This window comes from uncultured Draconibacterium sp., assembly GCF_913063105.1.
Lineage (GTDB): Bacteria > Bacteroidota > Bacteroidia > Bacteroidales > Prolixibacteraceae > Draconibacterium.
Genome location: NZ_CAJXYQ010000009.1, coordinates 88,989 through 113,157, shown reverse-complemented (window position 1 = coordinate 113,157; position 24,169 = coordinate 88,989). Strand labels below are relative to the sequence as shown.

General features: G+C 40.6%; 20 protein-coding genes. 12 read left to right on the top strand and 8 right to left on the bottom strand.

Translation table 11 applies throughout. The annotated features are described in order from the left end of the window. Positions 1 to 126: 126 nt before the first annotated feature. Positions 127 to 516: a hypothetical protein gene (locus tag QZ574_RS10955; RefSeq protein ID WP_297089526.1), complete on the top strand. Its 390-nt coding sequence runs from the start codon at positions 127 to 129 to the stop codon at positions 514 to 516. Positions 517 to 529: 13 nt separating this feature from the next. Here the strand turns inward: QZ574_RS10955 and QZ574_RS10950 are convergent, their stop codons facing one another. Then, a complete protein-coding gene (locus QZ574_RS10950) occupies positions 530 to 1,951 on the bottom strand; it encodes a hypothetical protein (protein ID WP_297089525.1) in 1,422 nt (473 codons plus the stop codon). Further along, positions 1,948 to 2,520 (bottom strand): sigma-70 family RNA polymerase sigma factor, encoded by a 573-nt coding sequence (locus tag QZ574_RS10945; protein ID WP_297089524.1) that lies wholly within the window; start codon positions 2,518 to 2,520, stop codon positions 1,948 to 1,950. The genes QZ574_RS10950 and QZ574_RS10945 overlap by 4 nt, the downstream gene beginning before the upstream one ends. Positions 2,521 to 2,774: 254 nt before the next feature. Here QZ574_RS10945 and QZ574_RS10940 point away from each other — a divergent pair, with 254 nt between their 5' ends. The 3 genes from QZ574_RS10940 (at position 2,775) to QZ574_RS10930 (ending at position 5,384) form a co-directional block, all read left to right on the top strand. Then, positions 2,775 to 4,016 (top strand): serpin family protein, encoded by a 1,242-nt coding sequence (locus QZ574_RS10940; protein ID WP_297089523.1) that lies wholly within the window; start codon positions 2,775 to 2,777, stop codon positions 4,014 to 4,016. Positions 4,017 to 4,065: 49 nt separating this feature from the next. Further along, positions 4,066 to 4,719 (top strand): NigD-like N-terminal domain-containing protein, encoded by a 654-nt coding sequence (locus QZ574_RS10935; RefSeq protein ID WP_297089522.1) that lies wholly within the window; start codon positions 4,066 to 4,068, stop codon positions 4,717 to 4,719. 128 nt (positions 4,720 to 4,847) lie between these two features. Further along, complete coding sequence (locus tag QZ574_RS10930) at positions 4,848 to 5,384, top strand: hypothetical protein (RefSeq protein ID WP_297089521.1); 537 nt, start codon at positions 4,848 to 4,850, stop codon at positions 5,382 to 5,384. A 71-nt stretch (positions 5,385 to 5,455) separates the two neighbouring features. Here the strand turns inward: QZ574_RS10930 and QZ574_RS10925 are convergent, their stop codons facing one another. The 4 genes from QZ574_RS10925 to QZ574_RS10910 all read right to left on the bottom strand — a co-directional run bounded on the left by QZ574_RS10925 (position 5,456) and on the right by QZ574_RS10910 (position 11,309). After that, on the bottom strand, positions 5,456 to 7,096 hold the full coding sequence (locus QZ574_RS10925) for a hypothetical protein (protein ID WP_297089520.1): 1,641 nt from the start codon (positions 7,094 to 7,096) through the stop codon (positions 5,456 to 5,458). A gap of 250 nt (positions 7,097 to 7,346) precedes the next feature. After that, positions 7,347 to 8,738 (bottom strand): dihydrolipoyl dehydrogenase, encoded by a 1,392-nt coding sequence (lpdA, locus tag QZ574_RS10920; protein ID WP_297089519.1) that lies wholly within the window; start codon positions 8,736 to 8,738, stop codon positions 7,347 to 7,349. A 267-nt stretch (positions 8,739 to 9,005) separates the two neighbouring features. Beyond that, the gene (gene meaB / locus QZ574_RS10915; protein ID WP_297089518.1) at positions 9,006 to 10,118 is read right to left on the bottom strand and encodes a methylmalonyl Co-A mutase-associated GTPase MeaB; all 1,113 of its coding nucleotides are present in this window, start codon (positions 10,116 to 10,118) and stop codon (positions 9,006 to 9,008) included. A 93-nt stretch (positions 10,119 to 10,211) separates the two neighbouring features. Next, a complete protein-coding gene (locus tag QZ574_RS10910; RefSeq protein WP_297089517.1) occupies positions 10,212 to 11,309 on the bottom strand; it encodes a DUF1573 domain-containing protein in 1,098 nt (365 codons plus the stop codon). A gap of 282 nt (positions 11,310 to 11,591) precedes the next feature. Between QZ574_RS10910 and QZ574_RS10905 the strand changes: the two genes are divergently transcribed. From QZ574_RS10905 to QZ574_RS10870, 8 genes are all read left to right on the top strand, one after another. After that, positions 11,592 to 12,857, top strand: a complete 1,266-nt coding sequence (locus tag QZ574_RS10905) for a HAMP domain-containing sensor histidine kinase (RefSeq protein WP_297089516.1) — start codon at positions 11,592 to 11,594, stop codon at positions 12,855 to 12,857. 3 nt (positions 12,858 to 12,860) lie between these two features. Next, positions 12,861 to 13,568 (top strand): response regulator transcription factor, encoded by a 708-nt coding sequence (locus QZ574_RS10900; protein WP_297089515.1) that lies wholly within the window; start codon positions 12,861 to 12,863, stop codon positions 13,566 to 13,568. Between the two features lie 187 nt (positions 13,569 to 13,755). Then, positions 13,756 to 13,914, top strand: coding sequence for a 50S ribosomal protein L34 (gene rpmH, locus QZ574_RS10895; RefSeq protein ID WP_163345235.1), 159 nt, complete (start codon positions 13,756 to 13,758; stop codon positions 13,912 to 13,914). A gap of 240 nt (positions 13,915 to 14,154) precedes the next feature. Then, the gene (locus QZ574_RS10890) at positions 14,155 to 14,961 is read left to right on the top strand and encodes a PASTA domain-containing protein (protein ID WP_297089514.1); all 807 of its coding nucleotides are present in this window, start codon (positions 14,155 to 14,157) and stop codon (positions 14,959 to 14,961) included. Positions 14,962 to 14,965: 4 nt separating this feature from the next. Further along, the gene (locus QZ574_RS10885) at positions 14,966 to 16,006 is read left to right on the top strand and encodes an RluA family pseudouridine synthase (protein WP_297089513.1); all 1,041 of its coding nucleotides are present in this window, start codon (positions 14,966 to 14,968) and stop codon (positions 16,004 to 16,006) included. Further along, positions 15,999 to 16,988: a D-alanine--D-alanine ligase gene (locus QZ574_RS10880; protein ID WP_297089512.1), complete on the top strand. Its 990-nt coding sequence runs from the start codon at positions 15,999 to 16,001 to the stop codon at positions 16,986 to 16,988. Before QZ574_RS10885 ends, QZ574_RS10880 begins: the two co-directional genes overlap by 8 nt. Positions 16,989 to 17,121: 133 nt before the next feature. Continuing rightward, complete coding sequence (gene dnaB, locus QZ574_RS10875; protein WP_297089511.1) at positions 17,122 to 18,654, top strand: replicative DNA helicase; 1,533 nt, start codon at positions 17,122 to 17,124, stop codon at positions 18,652 to 18,654. A 133-nt stretch (positions 18,655 to 18,787) separates the two neighbouring features. Continuing rightward, on the top strand, positions 18,788 to 20,053 hold the full coding sequence (locus tag QZ574_RS10870; RefSeq protein ID WP_297089510.1) for a hypothetical protein: 1,266 nt from the start codon (positions 18,788 to 18,790) through the stop codon (positions 20,051 to 20,053). 33 nt (positions 20,054 to 20,086) lie between these two features. Here QZ574_RS10870 and QZ574_RS10865 read toward each other — a convergent pair whose 3' ends face one another. Both QZ574_RS10865 and QZ574_RS10860 read right to left on the bottom strand, forming a co-directional pair. Further along, the gene (locus tag QZ574_RS10865) at positions 20,087 to 20,578 is read right to left on the bottom strand and encodes a hypothetical protein (protein ID WP_297089509.1); all 492 of its coding nucleotides are present in this window, start codon (positions 20,576 to 20,578) and stop codon (positions 20,087 to 20,089) included. A gap of 255 nt (positions 20,579 to 20,833) precedes the next feature. Further along, positions 20,834 to 23,914, bottom strand: coding sequence for a PAS domain S-box protein (locus tag QZ574_RS10860; protein WP_297089508.1), 3,081 nt, complete (start codon positions 23,912 to 23,914; stop codon positions 20,834 to 20,836). Positions 23,915 to 24,169: the final 255 nt, after the last annotated feature.

Genomic DNA, 24,169 nt, shown 5'->3' with positions numbered 1-24,169 from the left:
ATAGTATGCAAAACCAAACAAAAAAACCACACAACACTTTGAATATCAATGATTTTTAATTAATTTTAATAAGACGTCACAAACAAAAAACAACAAAATAGAAGAAACAAAGCACACATTTACTTGATGAATTATTCAGTAACATCCGATCATTCACGTAAGCTTATTTTGTATAAGCATAACGGAATTCTTGAAGAAAAAGACATAGGATATGTTTGGGTGAACGAGTTTTTAAAAATGCCGGAGTTTACTGCAGGCGGCTATAATCTTTTATCAGACTACACTGAAGCTCGGTTTAAAATGACACCTAACGATGTGAGCCTTATTGTTGACTTTATGCGCAATATTGTAGACATTGTTAATGGAAAAAAACAGGGCATTGTTATTAACGATCCTTTTTCTACCGCAGCATCTTTGCTGTTTGAGCAGGAAGTGAATAGAGAAATTGGATTCAGGGTAAAAGTATTCTCTACAAAAGAAGCGGCATTAAAATGGCTGCTTGATCCGGAAGCTTAGCATTAGCATGGCCTTAAAACTCGTAATATATTCCGGTATAAACACCCAAACGATATGGCCGGTAATCCACATCGGGATTGCTATTGATTGAGTTTAAGTAATAATTTATGCGCGGCTCGAGTGCCAGCGAGAAATGTTTACCAAGCATATAGTTTACACCTACACCTAATGTTCCGGAGAAATTCAGCGTTGAAATATCTGCAGTGCTACCAATGTTTTGCACACCATAGTTATTATCAAGATAAGCGTTATTTCCAATCACAAATCCGGCATTTACCCCACCAAGCAATTCAATGCCCAGGCGCTTATCCAAAATGCTATAACGTAAATACAACGGAATTTCCACAAATTCAAAAACCTGCGAAAACTCGCCATCGGCATACAATACATTATCAGCCCGGGCCTTGTCTGTTTCTAAATTAGCAGCAATTTGCGCCCCTTGTGGGGTAGCTTGCATTTTTATTACTCCGGCAGTACTGTTCATGGCAATTCCTTCGCTTCCTGCGGTAACAACATTTGAAAAAGCGGGCTGTGCATCATCATACGAAAACTCTGGTGAGGTCATATAATCAGCATCATTTTTAAACGCAAATAAATTAAACGAATTTTTTGCTTTCTGTCCATCTTTAGCGTAGTAAACACCGCTTTCAACACGTAAGCGCTTACTGGTTTTATACTGCACCGATATTCCTCCTCCCACATTTCCTCCACCGTTATCGCTTTGGTAGGTCATATTCTGTGAGTAAGTATCCTTATGTTGCGCTGAGTGCGATGAATAGCCGGGCGACACGTGTGCGCCAACAATCCATCCATTCTCTTTGTTTTTTACCGTTTCAAATGTTTTTATATTCGATGCTATTAACACTTCATCAGCCGCTGTTAAATAAGGCTCAACAGGTTTGTTCTGTACTTGTTGCAACCTAAGATCGGGCATATTTTTAGCTAAAAATGCATCAATACTTTGCAACAAACTGTAGTGCTCATCTAATTTTTCGTCACCTCCTGTTGTTTCCGGTATTTCTCCATCACGCCCGGGTTGCTCTGCCGTTGAGTTCTCAGAAATAATTATTGCAGTTATGGGCTCGGTGTTTGAATTTGCAATAAGTTCAGAAATACCTGCTGACGTTTCGGCTTTTCCTTCAATTTCGGCATCCTGAGCGGCTGACAAACCGGCATTTGACTTAGCTGTAGCTTGTTGCTGCTCAACCAACATTGGTTGCACGATAGTATTTTGCCCGCTAAAATACCACCCGGCAATGAATGCCAGCACCACCACTGCTGCTGCCGATATCCAACCGACATAAGCTAAACGACGTTTTTTGCGCCGGGCAGCCATGTTTGTTTGAATATTTGTCCAAACATGTGGTGGCGGAGCAGCAGAAAAGCCGTCCAATTTTTCTTTAATCGAATCGTCAATATTTAGTCTCTTGCTCATCCGGCAGTGTAATTACTTGTTTCAATATCTCCGTACAGTTCTTTCACTCTACGTTTCAAAATATCTCTGGCCCTTGCCAGGTTCGACTTCGATGTTCCCACCGTTATTTTCATTTCATCACTAATCTCCTGATGGTTCATCCCATCTATTACAAAAAGGTTAAAAACCATACGGTAACGCGGAGGCAATTCCTGTATCAGAGCGATTAACTCCTTGGCCGATATTGCGGCAAGTATATCGTCTGAAATGTACTGGCTCTCGAACTTGCTAATATCCTCAACAGGATGCATTAAATGCTGTTTCCTGAATTTTTCGAGTGATACATTTACCATTATTCTTCGTATCCAACCTTCCAATGAACCTTCGTGCCTAAACCGATCAATATATTGAAACACCTTAATAAATCCTTCCTGCAGATTATCTTCTGCTTCGGTGTTGTCCTTAGCATAGCGCAAGCATACTCCAAACATTTTAGGCGCAAACATTTGGTATAGTTGTTCTTGTGCACGCTGTTTCCCCGAAGCACAATCTTTTATTATTTTTTTCAGGTCTTCCAAAATCTTTCGCAAAGTTCACCCAAAAGTACAGATAATAATGCTTCTGCTCTAATCTTACTTTTTGGCATCTGCTTTAACAGTAGGTCCTCACAAATTAAAATCACAGGTTAGATGTACTGCCTAAAAAAAAGGTTGCGTGCTTCTGCAATTTCTTTTTTCATTTTTCTGCACATGTTGTTTTTCTTAAAAACGTTTTAACATTCGTTACGCAACCTTAACTTGCATTTTTGCATCTATGGTTTGTAAATTTGCTAAAACGTTTGATTATGAAACCATTCATTTCGGTAATTCTTGGAATTGCCTTGTTATTTTTAAGTGCATGCAACAGCAACGACGATGGTACCGATCCAATAAAAAAAATAGAACTGGACGAGAAGTCGGCACAACTTGTTAAAGCAGAAAATGAGTTCGGGCTTGAACTTTTTCAGAAAATATATGACGAAGAAGAAAAATACGACAACATTATGGTGTCGCCACTCAGCGTTAGCCTGGCGCTGGCCATGACATACAACGGGGCAAATGGCGAAACAAAAAAGGCGATGGAAGAAACCCTTAAAGTTTATGGTTTAACACCCGAAGAAATTAATCAATCGTATGCTTCGCTAGTGGCTGCTCTGCAATCGCTCGACCCAAAGGTTATTTTAGAAATTGCCAATGCCATTTACTACAAAAATGGCTTTGCCGTTGAACGCGATTTTGTTTCTACCAACCAAAACTATTATGACGCTGAGGTAGAAGGCCTGGACTTTAATTCGCCCCGGGCTTTAGAAACCATTAATAATTGGGTAGCAGATAAAACGCACAATAAAATAGATAAAATACTGGACAATATTAGTGCCGAACATGTTATGTTTTTACTAAATGCTATTTATTTTAAAGGCATTTGGCAAACCGAATTTGACGAAGACAACACGAAAAATCTGCCATTTTATCTGAACAGCGAAACAGCAATTAATGTGCCCACCATGATAAAAACAGAATCGTTGCCTTACTACTCCAACAATTTATTCGAGGCCGTTAAACTAGCCTATGGTGCCGGTAATTACAACATGTTTGTATTTCTTCCCCAAGCAGAAAATTCGGTAGAAGATATTGTTGAGGAGTTAAGTGTTGGCAATTGGAAAACATGGATGGCAAGCTTTACCGACACTGTTAATATTGACCTAAAGCTTCCTCGTCTAAAATATAAATACGAAATAAAACTAAATGATGTACTAAGCGATATGGGGATGGGAATTGCATTTAGAAGAGGGCAAGCTGACTTTACCGGCATCAACAAAAATGGCAATCTGAATATCGACTACGTAAAGCATAAAACTTTTATTGAAGTAAATGAAAAGGGTACTGAAGCTGCAGCAGTAACAGTAGTAGCTATTGAACTTACCTCGGTAGGTCCACAAAATAAGCAATTTAACGTAAACCGGCCTTTTTTATATGCCATTACCGAAAAAGACACTGGTGCTATTTTATTCCTGGGAACCGTAAAAAACCCGGAAAAAGAGGAATAGAAAATAAACGTAAGTTATTTACGTTATACCAAAAACAATTTATAATGCCATGAAACGATTAGTCGTAATACTATCCGTATTTCTTATTCTATTTACCAGTTGCCAGGATGATGAAATACTTTCGTTTGACGAAACCGGAACTGTTGTTGATTACGCTGGGGCAGGCGACTGTGGATTTATTATTGAACTTGACAACGGCAACAAAGTTCTTCCGCTCTATTACCCCGAGAATTTTACTTTTACACAGGGGCAACGCGTACTTATTACATACACCGAATTAACCAATGTAATGGTTGGATGCAGCCAGGGAGTTCCCTGCGAAGTAACTTACGTTGAAGAATTATCGTGTTCGCCATACATTGATTTATATTTTGAGAATTACGACAGTTTGGCCCGCGACCCTGTTCATATTCATGAAGCTTATGTAGATGGTAATTGTTTATACTTTAAACTTTCATACAGCGGTGGCTGCCAGGAACACACAATTGATTTGGCCCGTATGCACCCATGGACAGCAAGTAGCTCCACCGTTCCAACATTCGAAATAAGGCATAATGCCAATGGCGATCTTTGCGAGGCCTGGTTTACAAAAGAATTTCGCTACGACCTTTCGGATTTAAAAGCAACCGGCACCAAACAGTTTGTACTTACAGCCAAGCTTATTAACGACGAAGTCTACAATAAAATTTTTGAACTGGAGTAGGTATTCCAGTAATTTCACAGTTAGTTCTTCCAAAAGGGGTTGATAAAAATCAACCCTTTTTTTATTTTGCTATTGACACAGGTACAATAATGCCTTATATTGCCGCTTTAACATTAATCACAAATCACATGAAAAACATTTATTTTGTATTATTAGTTTTTGCACTGTCGTTATTTTCGTGCGACAAAATTGAAGATGCCAATACCATTGAGTTTGACACAACCCTTTCGATGAACATTCCGGTAGCCGTTGTTGAAACGAATGCCAGTATTCAAAAATCAGCCAGCGCCGATTTCGCATTTTCTGAAACACAAACTACAAAACTCAGCGACATTAGCGAGATCGCAGATTATTTGAACAAACTAAAATCGATTGACATCAATGAACTGGAGTTAGTTATTGGCAATTTGGGAGAAGGAGAACTGGTTAAAACGCTTGATGTTTCTGTTGACAATGTGGGCATACTGGTTTCGCTAACAGATATTTCAAGAGAGAACAACACCTTTAAACCATCAGTTGATAACGCTAAACTTATTCAGGCGGCCTCAATTCTTAATTCAACTAAAGAAATTACAATTACCGTTTCAGGAACCACGAATACTGCACCGGTAGACTTTGTTGTAAACATGGACTTTGATTGCCATATTGAAGCCAAAGCGATTTAAACCAAATGCTAAGCAATAAAAAAGCGGAGAACAATAAATGTCCTCCGCTTTTGCGTTATATTGTTATTGGTTTAAAATATGCTGTACGAAATACCGGCTGCAATACTCAAGGTTGTTTTGCCAAACGTTTCGTCATAACTTCCAACACTTGCATGATTAAATGTCACAGTATCGTCTTCATAAAAAGTATTTGAAATACCGGCATCAAAAGTAAGTTTGTCAGTAATTTTCCACATAATACCACCAGCCAGGGTATGCGACGAATTACTAAAACTAAAATCGCTTTGGTACTGTGGTGATACACCATTTTTCGAGCGTAATCCACCAACACTAAAAGCAAAATTATCACTTACATTAAACTGCAATCCAAGGCCCAGCTCCCAATAGTTGCCATCAATATCGCGGTGCACCTGCTCGCCCATTGTTGAATATCGGATATTGTACCCATAATCAACATCTTTATCAAAATACATATTATAGGAAAGTTGTGCTTCTAACCAGTCTAAACCACGATATCCAACACCGGCCGTAAAAATTGCAGGAACATCGTTTGAAGATTCTGCTCCATCAGGAAACAAGCCCATTTGATCAACTTCGGTTTCGTTTTCCAATACAAGCTTTGTTTTAAACTCGTATTTTACAGCGAAGTTCCAGTCGTCGTTCGGCGAAAAATTAACACCAATTATCGGGGTATAACCCATGCCTTTTTGTTTGGTTTTCACCTCTTTGTCGTTCATTTGCCCGGCGGTTCCGGTAAGTGTTTGTGCTGTTCCGTTAAGCGTTTGTGCATTTTGAATAAAACCAGGTGCGGCTTGCACATATGCACCATTTATCTGGTTAAGATTCATAGCCGCAATTTGCTCAGATGAAAGTCCCATTAATTGCAAACCTGCCTCAATTTGACCTTGCTGTACCGGATCCATTTGGCCTGCCCCCACCAACTGATCTAATGTAAACTCTCCAGCAACGGAAAGAATTGGGGCCAATGTTTCCGGCAAATTTGCTAGTGCATTGAGATTTGCCGCCATTGTACTCAGTTGCGTAGCAGACCCATTTAACCAGGCCACAGCAGGTGTTCCGTTAATCTGGATATTGCGAATAGCTCCTTCGTAAGTATTTACTGATGGCATTAAGCGCATACCCCCATAAACCGAGAATTTATCGTTTAGTGCATAAGATGCACCCAGTTGAATACCCCAAAATGTTGATGAAGCCTCTAATGCCATATCAAGGTCGTAACTTGTAACAGCTAAAGCCGGGTTAATTAAAGCTAAGTCAGACAAGGCAACCGGTAACATTGAAAAAGGAATCTCCAGTGTTGGAATTCCTCCGGGAAACTCTGCTGTTCCGCCACCACCTATTGGCCCTATTCCTAATGAAAATGCCCACTTGTCTTTTTTATAGGCTGCATACAAATCAGGAAAAATAGGTATTGTTGTTTTACCTTCGTAGTGACTTGTATTCAAAGTTGGAAACTGTGTATCAATATCGCGGGTTTGAAAAATAGTTTGGCTGTAAAAGGCAAAATGCCAGCCATCTTCCATTTTTACCAAGCCCGCCGGATTGTAAAATACCGCATCAATATCTAATGATGCATTTCGCGACATCATCCGAATATATTGTGCACTTTGGTTGTAATTGGTTAGTAAACCACCTGCAAATACAATTTGAAGCAGCATAGAAAATGCCACTACCAATGTTAGTTTTTTCATTTATTTCGAATTTTTATTAAAGAATATCTCCCTCATTTAACAATAGTAATTCTGAGAAATAATACGGTCTCTGTAGTTGATGTCTGACAGGCAAAATTAAAATTTATTCTTAAATACAAAAACTTTCTAATTGATTTTCAGCTTTTTATAAACGTTTCGAACATTAGTGTCGTTTGTTCGGTTTTTAACACACAAAAAAACCCGAAGCTAAACACCTCGGGTTCTTTACTTTATATTACTTAATTATTATTTAAATATGAATAACCTCATCATAGGCGGCAGCAGCAGCTTCCATTACTGCTTCGCTCATGGTTGGGTGCGGATGAATGGTTTTTAGCAGCTCGTGTCCGGTAATTTCCAGTTTTTTAGCTACTACCAGTTCAGCAATCATTTCGGTCACATTTCCGCCAATCATATGTGCACCAAGCAATTCTCCGTACTTGGCATCAAAAACCAGTTTAACAAAACCGTCTTTCTGGCCTGCTGCACTTGCTTTTCCGCTGGCCGAATAAGGGAACTTACCCACTTTAATTTCGTAGCCTGCTTCTTTTGCTTTAGCTTCTGTTAAGCCTACCGATGATACTTCAGGGTTTGTATAGGTACATCCCGGAATATTTCCATAGTCAACCGGCTCCGGATTTAAACCTGCAATTTTTTCAATACAAGTTATTCCCTCAGCCGAAGCTACGTGAGCCAGCGCCGGACCGTCAACAATATCGCCAATGGCATAAACCCCCTCAACATTTGTTTTGTAATATTCATCAACTTTTACGCGGCCATTCTCGGTGGTTACACCAAGTTCTTCCAGACCAATCCCATCAGTATTTGGAGAAATTCCAACAGCCGACAGTACAACATCTGCTTCAACAACCTCTTCTCCTTTTTTTGTTTTGATTGTAACTTTACATATTTCGCCCGATGTATCAACACTTTCAACCGACGAACTGGTCATCACTTTCATTTTTGATTTTTTGAAGTTGCGCTCCAGTTGTTTTGCCACGTCAGCATCTTCGTTTGGCACCAGGGTTGGCATAAACTCAACAAGCGTAACTGCTGTGCCAATGGTATGGTAAAAGTAGGCAAATTCGCTGCCAATAGCTCCAGATCCAACAACCACCATACTTTTAGGTTGTTTTTCAAGGGTTAATGCTTTTCGGTAGCCAATAATTTTTTCACCATCTTGTGGCAAATTAGGCAGCTCGCGCGAACGTGCTCCGGTAGCCAGAATAATATGTTTTGCCGTATACGAAGTCTTTTTTCCATTTTCGGCGGTAACCTCAACCGTATTTTTAGCTGTAAGTTTTCCCCAGCCAAATATCGATTCTACTTTATTTTTCTTGAATAAAAACTGAATCCCCTTGCTCATGCCATCAGCTACATTTCTGCTTCGCTTCACCATTGCTTCAAAATCAGGTTTTACTTCTCCTTCAATAGTTACTCCATAATCAGCAGCATGTGCGGCATATTCAAAAGCCTGTGCACTTTTTAGTAACGACTTGGTGGGAATACACCCCCAGTTCAAACAAATTCCTCCAAGATTTTCCTTTTCAACAACAGCAACTTTAAACCCCAGTTGTGCAGCGCGAATTGCTGTAACATATCCACCGGGGCCGCTACCTATAACTATAACATCGTAATTCATTATTTTTTAAAATTTATTGATATTTGATTTATGTAAGTAACACCTCACAATCAGAAAGGTTCTTACAAATTTACTTCTTTTCAAAAGCTTTTAAAAGATGTAAAACAGGAAAGTTTGCCGGATTACCCGTGAAATTCAACAATCAGCCAATTGCCACTTTTTAATTGAAACGTAATGCTTCTTTACCCAAGGAAGACGATTGTTTTGAACAGGCTTTAGTTCGACAAAACCCGGAACAACCAAAACATCGGGTTTAAATGTGTTGACTTATTTTAATTTCGAATACCTGTCAAGTAATTCTCCGGCAGCAACAAAGGAGCTCATTTTGTCGGCAAGCACATAATTTTCCAGCACCTGTAACTGGGCTTTAATTTCCGGATGGTCGTAGAAATTCCGTTTTAATTGTTCCTGAATGGTTTCATGCATCCAGTAGGTAGCTTGTTCATTTCTTTTCCTGAAAAAGTAACCGTTGCCCTTTGTGAGCTTTTTATAGTTTTCAATCTGCCCCCAAATATCCTCAATTCCCACTTTATTGTAGGCTGAACAGCTTAGCACATTAGGCTCCCAGTCTGAATCTTTTTTTGGAAACAGGTGAATGGCATTTTTATACTGCACTTTTGCCATTTCTGCTTTTTCCACATTGTTACCATCGGCTTTATTAATGGCAATAAGGTCGGCCATCTCCATTATGCCGCGTTTTATCCCCTGAAGCTCGTCGCCGGCGCCTGCAAGCATTAATAAAAGGAAAAAATCGGTCATGGAGTGCACTGCTGTTTCGCTTTGTCCAACTCCCACCGTTTCAATAAAAATATTGGTATACCCTGCTGCTTCACACAAGATTATGGTTTCGCGCGTTTTTCGTGCTACTCCACCAAGCGACCCTGCCGACGGACTTGGACGAATGTACGCCAGTTTATCGCTGGCCAACTCTTCCATCCGGGTTTTATCACCCAAAATACTTCCCTTTGTTCGTTCGCTACTCGGATCGATAGCCAATACGGCTAATTTTTCACCGCGGCTGGTAAGCAGCTTTCCAAGTGCTTCAATAAATGTACTCTTACCTACTCCAGGCACCCCTGTAATTCCTACCCGCACGGAATTTCCACTGTGCGGAAGACAGGCTTTTATAATCTGCTGCGCCAGTTGCTGATGTTCGGCTTTTGAGCTCTCCACCAGCGTAACCGCTTTACTTAGCAGCGTAATGTCGCCTTTCAAAATACCATTTACATATTCTTCAACCGGAAGCAGTTTTCGTTTTTTCTGTAAAAAGCGCTTTACCGAGTCGTTGTTTACCGTTTCGGGTTGCTCAACTCCGGAGTTTACATTCAGACCTTTAAACTGAGGATCGTTTTCGATATGGTGCTTATCTGTTTCTGACATTAGGGTAAATTTTATCGCTCAAAAGTACAGCAAAAAAGAAGGTGCTGCAAGTTAAACCTGCAACACCTCTTGTATTATTGACTTTAAATAAACTTAGCTTGCACTTTGCACAACAACATTGCTCGAAATTCGGAGTGTTGAAGTTGGTGTTTTCGGGTCGTTGGTAATTACAGTAATTGATTTGCTTTGGCGGCCACGCTTTCCGCGCGAGTCGAAAGTTACCTTTATAGGTGCGGTTTCGCCTGCAGCAATAACCTTTTTCGAAGGTGCCACGGCAGTACATCCGCAAGAAGAACGCACTCTGCGGATAATTAAATCTGTTTTACCATCGTTGGTTAAGGTAAAGGTATGATCTTTTTTATCGCCTTGTTTCATTTCTCCAAAATCAACCGATTTTTCATTAAAATTAGCAACCGGCGCATTTGCCAGCTCTTCAGGAGTTAAGTGAGAGAAATCCTCTTCAATTGTTGCACTAACACCTACCGAGCTTTTGTAATCGTTGCTACCATCAAGCGACAGGTATATACGGTGCGAAGCAAAACCAAAAGTATTGGCGGCATCAGAATCGTAAGTTACAATAAGTTTACCTGTACCGTTTGCAGGAATAGTTTCTGGTTCAACTTTAGCCTGAAGGTGTTTTGGCACTGTTCGGAAACCCACTTCAACAGGTTTGTCAGTATCATTAACCAGCTCCAGCTCTTTTGTCACCACTTCGCCCATTTTTATTTTGGCAAACGAGAGGTAGTTTGATTTTACCCGTAAAGCACCAATTTTTCGCGGATACTTTTCTGCCAGGGTCTTTTCGCGTGGTTCAACTTTCCCGGTGATGCGTAAAACAACAGTGCGGTTTTCGGCGTTTGAGCTAACCGTTACCGATTTGTTAAACGAGCCCGGGCGGTTTTTAGGATTATAACTTACATCAATACTTCCTTTTTGTCCGGGAGCAACTGGCTCGCGGGTCCATTTCGGAGTGGTACAACCGCATGATGCACGTACATTCGAGAGTACCAATGGAGCCTCTCCATTGTTGGTAAACGAAAAAGATGTGGTTTGAACACCATCTGATTCTTTGAAATTTCCAAAGTCGTGGGTTTGTTCTTCAAACACAATTTTTGCACTTCCCTGAGCCATTGCTGAATGAAAAGCAACAACCAATGAAAATACGGCCAATAATTGTAAAATTCGTTTCATCTTTTTAAAATTTTTTGATTTCTGAATGTTCAATAAGTTTGAAGACATTCAGGAACTCACATAAACCTTTTTAATCATTCTTGTTTGTGTAGCTATGATTAAATAAGTTCAAGTTCGTTTCATAATATATTCATTAAATTTGTTTGTTGAGAATAATCTGAAACAAATGTAAAAATGCTTCGGTATAGGTGCTGTTAACCGAATGCAATATTTTGTTAATGAGTTGTTAACTACAGGCGACAAATAAAAAAATATGTAGTTTCGTGGCTAAAGTAATGTTAAATGAAAGGTAAAGCGCTTAAATACATAATAATGCTGGCAACTGTATCTGTTGTTGGCGTATTTCTGGTGCAATTTGCGTTTATACGCAGTTCGTATAACCTTTCAGAGAAACAATTTCAGGAGAGCGCCAGCGTGGCATTAAAAGAGGTTGCCTGGCAGGTGATGCTGGCCACCGGAACCACCGAAAATTTCGACAGCATTACCCCGGTTGAGGTAATCTCGAACAACACTTACCTGGTTAATGTGGGCGTAGCTATCGATAAAGATCTTTTAAAACAAAACCTGATTACCCAATTTAAACGGCACGACATTTATTCCGATTTTGAATTTGCCATTTACAATCCCGGGCAGGAACAGATGGACGAAACAACAATGGTACGCATAGATGATAACGAGGAGTTGTCAACCTATTCATTCCCTTTAAACGAGAATTACTCCAATTATTTTGGCTTACACTTTCCCAACCGCTCATCGTATTTTTTCTCGCAACTGTCTATCTGGTACTTTTTAACGGCTTTATTAACCCTGGTCATCTTCTTTTTCGGATACACTTTATGGGTCATTATTCGTCAGCGCCAACTCTCCGAAATTCAGAAAAATTTTATCAATAATCTTACGCACGAATTAAAAACTCCCATATCGTCAATTGCACTGGCGGCTACGGTTATTAACGATGAAAATATATTAAAATCGCCCGAACGGCTTTTTAATTACACACGCATTATTCAAGAACAAACCAACCGTCTTTCGAAAAATGTGGAGAAAGTGCTAAACCTGGCATCTATAGAAAAAAGTCGCATCCATTTAAATCTTGAGGAAATAAATCTAAACCAGTTTTTACAGGATGCATGTGAACAGTTTCAACGATCAAAAGCAGGGCAAAATGCACAAGTTCAACTGACAGGCCAGCAAGCTGATTATGAGATTATGGCCGACCGATTTCATTTTGCCAACCTGGTTTCCAACATTCTTGAAAATGCTGCAAAATATTGCGAGAATAGCCCTGTGATAAAAATCGAATTATTAGAAAAGCCGGCGCTTATTGAGTTAAGTTTTATTGATAATGGCATTGGAATTCCGAAGGAACATCGCAAAAGGATATTTAAAAAGTTTTACCGAATACCAACCGGAAACGTGCATAATGTAAAAGGATTTGGACTTGGCCTCGACTATGTATTTAAAATTGTAAAAACCCATAACTGGAAAATAAAAGTTCTTGAAAATCCCAAAGGAGGAAGTATTTTTTGTTTAACCATTCCGAAATAAACCATGAAAGAAGACGCATTTAAAATATTATTGGTTGAAGACGACGAGGCACTAAGCTTTATTGTAAAAGACAATTTAACGGAAAACAATTACGATGTTAAAGTTGCATCCGACGGAGAAATGGCCCTCTCGCTTTTTAAGGAAAATCAATTCGATTTAATTGTTTTAGATGTGATGCTTCCGAAAATTGATGGCTTCCAGGTTGCAGAAACCATACGCAAAACCGACGAACAAACTCCCATAATTTTTCTAACCGCCCGCAGCATGACGGAAGATAAAATTACAGGTTTAACCATTGGTGGCGACGACTATATCCCCAAGCCTTTTAGCATGGAAGAACTGCTGCTGAAAATTAAAATATTTCTTAAACGCAGTCAGTCGCAACCTGTTAACGACACATCGGCCGCTGTAATAAAAATTGGAAACTTCGATTTTCATTTCGACGATCTTTCGTTAACACTGAACGGCGAAACACGCAGCCTTACATTGAAAGAGGCAGAGCTTATCCGTTTTTTTGCAAAAAACACAAACAAAGTACTCAGCCGAAACGAAATACTTGAAAAAGTATGGGGATCAGACGATTATTTCCTGGGACGCAGCCTCGATGTGTTTATCTCGCGTTTACGAAAATACTTTAAAGCCGACCCTTCGGTAAAAATTACCAACCTGCACGGTATTGGGTTCCGCTTTTCAGTAAAAAAAGAAAACTGATTTTAAGTAAACACCTGCAATCAGGCAAAAAATGATTTTGCAAAAACAGATAAACAACTGATTTTAAGAAACAAAACAAAAAGCGGGATTTTAAATAAAAAAACACTGAAGTTTTTGGAAGAAATAAAAAAAGAACTATTTTTGCAGTCCGAAAATTCTGAATAGAAACAAGTAAAACTTTATAGAAATGAAACGTACATTTCAACCATCAAATAGAAAAAGAAAGAATAAGCACGGCTTTAGAGAGAGAATGTCGACAGCTAATGGTCGTAAAGTAATTAAAGCCCGTAGAGCAAAAGGCAGAAAAAAACTGAGCGTTTCAGACGAGCCAAGACATAAAAGATAATTAAAAGATCTTAGTATATTTTGCGGGAAGGTAAAGAATTCAGTTCTTTACCTTTTCGTGTTTATACATGCTTGTAAAGGTGCGCCACCTCCAATATTCTTACCATCCCATTTTAAAATGTCGAAAAGGTCAACTTTCACACATTCTGCACTTATTTGATGTTTGTTTCTGTCCAAAATCCTTTCAACATACTTTTTTTGACTTATTTTTGTTCTCTTTAATAAGTACCATAAAACTGCTATGAGTTTAGGAAAATTTATCACTAGCCGTACTTTTATCAAACACTTTTTTGTTGCCATTGTGCTGGTAGCCATTGTGCTGTTTGTAACATTAAAAAGCTTAATGTTTTATACCAAACACGGCATTTCATACCCCGTTCCGGCATTAACAGGCTTAAACCTCGAGGAGGCAAGCATGAGTGCCCGGGCCAACAAGCTTAGAGTTGAGGTAATCGATTCGGTTTACAACAAAAACTTTGCCCCCGGAACAATTGTCGACCAGCTGCCACTTGCCAACTCACGAGTTAAAGAAAACCGGGTGATCAGGCTTACAATAAATTCGCTTGAACCAGAAAAGGTCATCCTGCCGCGATTAACCGATATTTCTTTCCGGCAGGCGCAGGTGCTTATTCAGGCACTTGGCTCACAGGTTGAAAATATTTACTACCAACCATCAGAGTACAACGACCTGGTATTAAAAGTTATGCAAGATTCGGTTGAGGTAACTGAAGGGAAAAAAATTATTAAAGGCACCAACCTCGACCTGGTTATTGGACGCAGCCAGGGAAATATGAAAACCGCACTACCCGACCTTACCGGTTTTACACTGCAGGAAGCACAATCAACACTTACCGATGCATTACTGAATACCGGTGCAATAATTTTCGATAAAACATTAGAAACAGCGGAAGACTCGTTAAGTGCAAAAATATGGAAACAACTGCCAAACCCGAAATTTACCAAACAAATTGAAACAGGTTCGTCGGTTGATATTTGGTTAACCACCGATGAAGAAAAAATAAACAAAGCCTACGAAAGAAATTTATAACACCATGGAAGACTACACGCAGGAGAATGACGAACTGGAAGAAGGTGGTTTGTATGAACACTACCGCTTATCGGTAGATCCCGGGCAATCGCCACTTCGGATTGACAAATTTCTTTCCAACCGAATTGAAAACGCTTCACGAAGCCGTATTCAGGCCGCTGCCGATGCCGGAAATATTCTGGTAGACGGGAATGCCGTAAAGCCCAACTATAAAGTAAAACCCGGAGAAGAAATTATAATTGTAATGGACTTTCCGCGCAGGGAGTTAAAAATTATACCTGAAGATATTCCCTTAAATATTGTTTACGAAGACGACCAGTTAATTGTAATCAATAAACCTCCAGGCCTGGTAGTACACCCCGGGCATGGCAATTACACCGGAACACTTGTAAACGCCTTAGCCTGGTACTTTAAAGACCTGCCTTTATTTAACAGCGAAGACCCGCGCCCCGGGTTGGTGCACCGCATCGATAAAGATACCTCGGGTCTTTTAGTAGTGGCAAAAACCGAAATGGCCAAGAATAAACTAGCCCTGCAATTTTTTGAAAAAACAACCGAGCGCCGCTACCATGCACTGGTATGGGGCAGTGTAAAAGACGACGAAGGAACCATTACCGGCCACATTGGGCGAAGCCTGAAAAACCGACAGGTATTTACCGTTTTTCCGGAAGAAGATTATGGAAAACATGCCGTAACGCACTACAAAGTACTACGCCGCATTGGCTACGTTACGCTGGTTGAATGCCGACTGGAAACCGGACGCACACACCAGATTAGAGTGCACATGAAACACATAAACCACCCCCTGTTTAACGATGCCAACTACGGTGGCGATAAAATTCTGCGCGGTACCACGTTTAGCAAATACCGCCAGTTTGTACAAAATTGTTTTAAAACCTTACCCCGCCAGGCGCTTCATGCCAAAACTCTTGGGTTTATTCATCCCACAACAGGAGAAAAAATGTTATTCAATTCGGAGCTGCCAGAAGATATGACCAGCGCAATTGATAAATGGGAAAATTATATAGCAAACAGAAATGAGTAAAACACAACTACCCAATATAGCTGTAATTGCCGGTGGCGATTCATCAGAATTTGTTGTATCGGTTAAAAGCGGTGCCAATATTTTAAAAGCCATTGATACTAAAAAATTTAATCGCTGGCTGGTGCAAATGCAGGGGCAACAATGGGATGTTTTTCAGGACGAAAAGAAAATTGCCGAAGTTGATAAAGCTGATTTTAGCTTTACCTGCGATGGGAAAAAAATCAAATTCGATTTTGCCTACATCACTATCCACGGCACACCAGGCGAGGACGGAATTCTGCAGGGGTATTTCGAGTTGTTGAATATTCCGTATTCTACCTGTAATGTGCATTCATCGTCGCTAACCTTTAATAAATGGTTTTGCAACAACTACCTGCGTACCTTTGGTATTAAAATGGCGGTTTCTCAAAAATTTAAAACCGGCGAAACAATACATCCGGAAGCAATTGCCGGGCAACTGGGCCTTCCGCTGTTTATAAAACCCAATGCCGGAGGATCGAGTTTTGGAATTACCAAGGTAAAAGAAGTAAGCCAGATAAAGGCCGCTATTGAAAAAGCCTGGCAAGAAAGCGATGAAGCGCTTGTAGAGCAGTTTATTGATGGCCACGAGTTTACCTGTGGCGCCGTTCGTTTAGGAGGCAAAAAAGTAATCTTCCCGATTACCGAAGTAATTCCGCAAAACGAATTTTTCGACTACGAAGCCAAATATACGCCGGGAGCTACCGAAGAAATTACCCCTGCCCGCCTGCCTGAAGAGCTTACAGCAAAATGTAAAAAGCTAACAGCCGACATTTACGATTTATGTGAATGCTCGGGCATTGTGCGTGTCGACTTCATTTTAAAAAACAATGAGTTCTATTTTTTGGAAGTAAACACCACCCCCGGAATGACAGCAACCAGCTTTATTCCGCAACAAATTGCAGCAATGGGAAGTACGTTGCAAACAATAATTACACAAATTATTGAAGACAAGCTGGCGTAAAACCTATTAACAATTGTGAATAGCACCCGTTGAAAATCAAGAAAAGATTCACTTGTTACAAGCACCGTTAATTTCTATTTTTGAGGTCTGCTTAAACAGGTCTGCGGAAAACACTTGAAGTACATTCAAAACTATGGCACAACGAAAAAACAACAATCAGCAACAAAATACAGTAGAGCAAATTAATGCCCAATACGGCAAACTTCCGCCGCAGGCAATTGATGTGGAAGAAGCGGTGCTTGGGGCACTTATGCTAGAGCGCGACGCCTACGTAACTGTGGCCGACACCATCGACTCCAACAGTTTTTATAAGGAAGAACACCGAAAAATTTTTGATGCCATAAAAAGCCTGTCGGGGAAAGAAAAACCGGTTGACCTGTTAATGGTTACCCAAGAGCTAAAAGACCGCAACCAGCTGGACGAAGTTGGCGGCCCGGCCTACATTACCCAGCTTACCCGGCGTGTAGCATCGGCAGCTCACCTCGAGTTTCATGCCCGAATAATTGCACAGAAGTTTATGCAGCGCGAACTCATTCGCGTTTCATCGGAGATTCAAACCAAAGCCTACGATGATACCCTGGATGTAGACGACCTGATTGATTTTTCAGAATCGGCTCTATTCCAGGTTTCAGAAGGGAATATCAAAAAAGAAACCGTGCCCATTAAACCCATTCTTAACCAGGCAGTGCTTCAAATTGAGGCGGCCCGGAGCAAACCAGACGGCCTAAGCGGAGTTCCTTCAGGATTTACCGCCGTTGACCGGATTACCTCGGGGTGGGAACGTTCGGCACTGGTTATTCTGGCTGCACGTCCGGCAATGGGTAAAACGGCCTTTGTGCTATCCATGGCCCGAAACATGGCGGTTGACCACCGGCAGGCCGTGGCGATTTTTTCGCTCGAGATGTCGTCGTTACAATTGGTAAACCGTTTAATTTCAGCGGAGTCGGAACTGGGTGGCGAAAAAATTAAAACCGGTAAGCTGGAAGACTACGAATGGGCACAGCTAAACCAGCGGATTAAAACGCTGGACGAAGCACCTATTTTTATTGACGATACGCCGGCCCTCTCTATTTTTGAATTCAGGGCCAAGTGCCGGCGCCTGAAAATGCAGCACGATGTTGACATTATTATTGTTGATTACCTGCAGCTGATGACTGCCGGAAACGACACGCGCGGAAGCAGGGAACAGGAAGTGAGTATGATTTCGCGCTCGCTGAAAGCCATTGCCAAAGAGCTGGATGTACCTATTATTGCCCTGTCGCAGTTAAGCCGTGCCGTTGAATCGCGCGAGGGAAAACGCCCACAGCTGTCTGACCTGCGTGAATCGGGAGCAATTGAGCAGGATGCTGATATTGTATGTTTTATTCACCGCCCCGAGTATTTTGGAATTACGGAAGACGAATCGGGGAACTCCTTGTTGGGTATAGCCGAATTGATTATTGCCAAACACCGTAACGGTGCCACAGCCGATGTACCATTGCGTTTCCAGAAAGAAATGGCCCGGTTCTCCGATCTCGATCCGCAGTTCGATCATGGCGATTTCTCAGGTCAGGTACAAACCTTTGGCTCATCAATGAATGAGGATGATGATGACATGGCTGCCGGAATGACCACCAATAGCGGATTCGACAAACAAAATACATCAACCAGCGATGCACCGTTTTAAACAACTAAAAAATAATGATTAACGGTTTTTTACGGATGATTTCTGGCAACAATAGAACCGGGTGCTGCTTCGTTCTGAAATTGAAAAACCGAATGAACCAAATGCCTTGTTAAATGTACTAATACAAAAACAAATGCGCACGCCACTAAAAATATTCTTGTTGCCGGTACTGCTTTTTCTTTCAGTACATGCCGGTGCCATTCATCTGCTGATACCAATGGATGAGCTGCAAAAAGATCACCTAAAATCATACGGCATTGCCTACTGGGTACTTCAAAAAGATGTGGAGGTAAAGTGGCTTTTAAATTACCGGGGCGGCAGTTTTTTAATGCAACACTACCCCGAAATTGAAAACGAGTGCGTAATACGAGGGGTGAGTTTCGAAACCATCAGTGATGTGCAGGCATCGGGAATTTTAAACGAAATTGCCCAGCCCGATGTAAACCAGGATGCGGTGGCAATGAACAAGGCACCAAAAATTGCAGTGTATTCGCCACCGAATAAACAGCCATGGGACGATGCCGTAACTTTGGTACTAAGCTATGCCGAGATTGATTACGATATTATTTACGACGAAGAAATTATAAATGGCGACCTTACCGAATACGACTGGCTGCACCTGCACCACGAAGATTTTACGGGGCAACACGGGAAGTTTTGGCGTTCGTACCAGCACATGCCCTGGTACCAGCAAGAAGTGCGCATCAATAAGGAGCTGGCCTCGATGCTGGGTTTTATGAAAGTATCGGAAATGAAATCGTTTGTTACCCGCGAAATTCAGAAATATGTGCAAAATGGTGGCTTTTTGTTTGCCATGTGTGCCGCAACCGACACTTACGATATTTCGCTGGCCTCGATAGGTGTTGATATTTGCGAGAATATGTTTGATGGCGACCCGATGGAAGCCAACGCTGACGAAAAACTCGATTATGGCAATACCTTTGCTTTCGAAAATTTTAAGCTGGAAAAAAGCCCCTATGTGTACGAGTTTTCAGATATCGATGCTACCGACCACCGGCATGTGGCCCGCGAAAACGATTTTTTCACCTTATTCGATTTTTCGGCCAAATGGGACCCCATACCAACCATGCTTTGCCAAAACCACCACAACCTGATTAAAGGCTTTATGGGGCAAACCACAGCCTATCGAAAAGAGGTATTAAAATCGAATGTGCTGGTGATGGGCGAAAACAAACCAGCCAACGAAGCCCGCTACATCCATGGCGAACAGGGCAAAGGATTCTGGACCTTTTATGGTGGCCACGACCCTGAAGACTACCGCCACCTTATTGGCGACCCGCCAACTGACCTGAGCCTGCACCCCAACTCGCCGGGCTATCGCTTAATTTTGAACAATGTATTGTTTCCGGCAGCTAAAAAGAAGAAGAGGAAAACGTAAACGCAACCAGGCAACTAGTATAAACTTATTCTCTTATTCAATCCTTGAGTATTCCCACCGGTAAATCAAATTCTCGTAATTTTCGGGCAGGTCAACTACATCATGTGTAATCCGGATATCGGTTATGGTATTTTCCTGGTGTTCAATTTCAAGCAGGTTAAACAACCGGTCGTCGCCCTCAAATTGTATTTCGCCAATGAAGCTTCCAAAAAAAGTTTGCGTAACCACCCAATTACCGGTTTTTATGTTTTGAATGGAACAGCTTTCACCCGTATATTCGATAAGGGTAACTTCGCCCCTTTTTGAAATTTCAATGCTCGAGTGCAAATCACAATCACTTGTGCTAATTTCACCAATGGTTGCAGCACCATTTTCATCGGCATATAGCCCTGCCCAACTGGTTTCGGTAAGCTGATAGGTTCCGGCAATATCACGATGCTGCAAACCCTCATCATCATCGCTACAGGCGCTTAATACCACAATTAACAATAGCAAGACAGGTTTAATTTGGAGTTTCAAATTCATTTGGTTGATTTCAAATTATTATGTTTTACAATCTAACATATTGTAACAGCACCACATACAACTAACCATATTGTATTCAAAGTTTATGACAGACCTTGCAGTTCTACACGTCTTTAATCATAGACTATTTACTGAACATATGCAATGTTTAATGCATGTTGAGAACCTAACTAATATGCGTAAAATTAAAAATATTTTATGAAAATAAGCTTTTACAAACTCTCACAACTCATTTTTTTAGCAATACCTGCGGTATTATTTCAGATTTTCAGCAAAATATTTTTGTAGAAGCGCCTGCAATTGAGATGCAGCAATGGGTTTTGCAATGTAGTCGTTACATCCTGTTTTAATTGCTTTTTCTTTTTCGCCCGATAGTCCATAAGCAGTTTGTGCAATAATAATCACCTCTTTATTAAAACTTCGGATTTCTTTTACTGCCTGATATCCGTCCATTTCAGGCATCCTAATATCCATTAGTATCAGGTCGAGGTCAGTATTATTACGACAAGCCATAACAGCATCAGTACCTGTTTTAACTTTTAAAATCTCCCTTCCGTACATTTTTATGGTTTCCTTAAGCAACAATTCCGATACTTCATCATCTTCGGCAATCAGTATTTTCAATTTCGGAATTGTTTTGCCAGTCTCTGCTGCAATATTCTCATTTGCTGGGTGTTTCACCTCCTGTTCTGCATAATATGGCAGTGTAAAGTAAAAACAAGAGCCTTTGCCTTGTTCGCTTTCTACCTTTATTTGGCCACCAAGCTTTTCTACGTAGGCTTTGGTTATTGCCAAACCTAATCCAGCTCCCTGTTGTGCCATTTTATCTTCAATATCCGCCTGTATAAAACGGTCGAATATCATTTCCTGCCGGTCTTTCGGAATCCCAATTCCGGTATCCTTTACATAAAATTCCAGTTGGTTAGTCCAATTCTTATTTTTTAGGCTATACCCCAATGCTATCGACCCGCTTTGTGTGTATTTTATAGCGTTTTTTACAAGATTAGAAAGAATTGCATATACTTTTTCACGATCGGTTCTAATTCTGGCATCCTGTGCAGGTAGTGGGCAACTGAAGGAAAGAGTAAGCCCTTTTGCTTCGGCCTCGGGTTTAAAAAAAGTGTAGATGTATTCAATCTGCTCGTTTATATTGGTTTCTACCGAATTAAAATCCATTAAGCCGGCCTCAATTTTCGAGATATCAATAATGTCGTTTATGATATTGAGCATGCGCTTTCCGCTTTTCTCGATGAGCTCGATGTATTTCTTTTGCGTGCTTCCTGACAGACCGGGCTCTTGCAGCAAATTGGCAAATCCCAGAATACCATTCATTGGGGTGCGAATCTCGTGGCTCATATTTGCCAGAAAAGCCGATTTTAACCGATCGCTTTCTTCTGCTTTTTCTTTGGCTCGAATTAACTCAATTTCGGCTTGCTTTCGTTCAGTAATATCATAAGCAGAAATAAGTATTGAATCTTCTTCATCTGCTGTAGAAATTGGATTGGCAATAACATCTAAGAAACGTTTTTCGCCACTGGGTAAGTCAAGCGTTACTTCAGTTTGGTGACTGTAGTTTTTATCATATTTGCCTTCTTTAAAGAGTTTGATCTGCTTAATTTGCTCTTCTCTAACCTTGCCACCAATTAATTGTTTAATATCGGTTCCAATTAATTTCTCTTTAGGTATTCCCAGGTAGTTCACAGCGTACTTATTGGCGTAGGTAATTTCTCCGCTAAGCTTGTGCCTTAAAATTATATGTTTTGCATTTTCTGAAAGCGCTTTGTAGTTGTCCTCCGATTTCAACAACGCCTCCTGAAAAGCTTTTCGTTCGGTAATATCGGCTAAAGCACCAACAATAGACACCACCCTTCCATTTTCAACCACCGGTGCTTCCCGAACTTCCACCATAAGCTTTCGTCCATCTCTTCGTTGCATTTCAAGCTCATAGGGTGGTTGTCGGAGTCCTGTTTCAATAGCTTTTCGTGTATACTCCATGGCCTTTGTGTTCATTGGGTTGTCTGTAATAAAATTTGTCCAATGTTTCATCAAATCTTCCAGTTCGTAACCCAGCACTTCTTTGGCCTGCGGACTAATAAAAGTCATTTTTCCGTTTACTGAGTGAGAATAGAAAAGATTAGTGCTCCTCTCAATAATATTTTTGAGTTTTGCCTGATTGGCTTTTCGCTCGGTAATATCTATTGCCATGCCGGTAATTGAAGCGATATTGCCCGCTGCATCTTTGTTGGGGGAGTAAAAAATATCAAAATATGCGTCCCCAACATTTATGGTTTCCCTATGGGTTTTGCCGGCCAGTGCTTCTTTAATACCATGCACTATTTCCGGAAAATCTTTGTAAAGCTCAAAAGCAGACATACCTACCACCTGCCCGGGCTTTAAGCCTAGTACCGATAAACTTTTGCCTTCTGACAGAATGAACTTACCACTCCTGTCAATTGAAAATATAATGGGAGTCGAATTTTCCACAATCGATCTGAACCTGGCTTCGCTTTCAGCAAGTTGAATTTGTAGTTGCTTTTGTGCAGTAATATCGTTTGAGGTGGACAGTAATGAATGCGCTTTACCGTGCTCATCGCGAATGGCTTTAATACGGGATTGCACCCATATCTGGTTTCCATTTTTATGATATATTCGATATTCTACCGTTAATGCATCTTTACCATTCCTAAAATCGTGAACAGCTTGTTTTAGAATCTGATGATCTTCGGGAACAACATTTTCCAGTGGCCCAAAATTCAGGTATTCTTTAAAAGTATATCCTGTTAGCTCTTTAATGTTTGGAGAAATGTAACTAAATTCTCCGGCAAGTGTTTGATAACGAATAACATCGCTGGTATTCTCAGTAATAAAATGGTACAGTTCTTCATTTTTGCGAAGTTGTTGTTCTTCCTCGCGCAGTTTTTCTTCTGTATTTTTTAGGGCAGTTATATTCTGATGAGCTCCCAACATACGTGTAGCCTTGCCATTTTTATCGCGAATAGCTATTCCGCGGCAACGCACCCATACGGTAGAACCATTTTTGTGGGCATAGCGTACTTCCTGGTCGTACGGAATATCAGGATCAGCCAAATGTTGCTGAACCTTTTCCAAAGCTTTTTTTAAATCATCCTGGTTTATTATGTGTTGCCAGGCACTGGCTTTATGTGGCATCTCGTTAGGATTGTACCCCAGAACTTCCCAAAACCGTTTATTCATCCATTCGTTTTCGGGGTTTTCCAAATCCCAATACCACAGGCCATCGAGCGCACCTTCCTGTATAAAATCAAAAATACTTTCGTCGGATTTAATCAGGCTATAAAGTTCTTTTTTTAAATACATACCTCTGGTTTTTAAAGATTCTTCGAAATCGGCTGCCTGAACAAGATTGTCTGTCAACTAAAATTATAAAAAATAACTACTTGGCAGAATAATTTGCCTGTTTTATTTTAAACGAAATAAACAATTGGGTGGATAGGTCTTCGACTATATAATTTCAACACACCCCTCGGAACCTTCACCCACACCATAGCTCCCTGAATGGCTAAAAACGACCAGTTTATAAAACGCAATTGTAAAAGAGATACCCCCTTATAC